Here is a 549-nt window from a genome sequence, read left to right on the forward strand (position 1 = left end):
TTGTTTAACTGAAAAAGGTCAAAGTCAAATGGCAGATATTTTCCCTAAGCATGCTGAGACATTAACAAAAGCGTTTGATGTGTTAACAAAGGATGAATTAACAATCTTACAACAAGCGTTTAAGAAATTAAGTGCACAATCTACAGAAGTGTAAGGCGTGCACTAAAAATTTACATTAAAATATCTCGGTTTCGAGATAAATATGCTAAAAGACAAAGAGGGTATATAAAATGGCAAATAATCATGAACTATTAGGTATTCACCATGTTACAGCAATGACAGATGATGCAGAACGTAATTATAAATTTTTTACAGAAGTACTAGGCATGCGTTTAGTTAAAAAGACAGTCAATCAAGATGATATTTATACGTATCATACTTTTTTTGCAGATGATGTAGGTTCGGCAGGTACAGACATGACGTTCTTTGATTTTCCAAATATTACAAAAGGGCAGGCAGGAACAAATTCCATTACAAGACCGTCTTTTAGAGTGCCTAACGATGACGCATTAATGTATTATGAACAGCGCTTTGATGAATTTGGTGTTA

2 pseudogenes are annotated in these 549 nt (G+C 33.5%); both read left to right on the forward strand.

What is annotated here, in order from left to right:
• Positions 1 to 154: pseudogene (gene mhqR, locus IDG60_RS01115) on the forward strand (MarR family transcriptional regulator MhqR); the annotation flags it as partial.
• A gap of 76 nt (positions 155 to 230) precedes the next feature.
• Positions 231 to 549 (forward strand): annotated as a pseudogene (mhqE, locus tag IDG60_RS01120) (ring-cleaving dioxygenase MhqE); the annotation flags it as partial.

Source organism: Staphylococcus sp. EG-SA-2 (assembly GCF_017152085.1).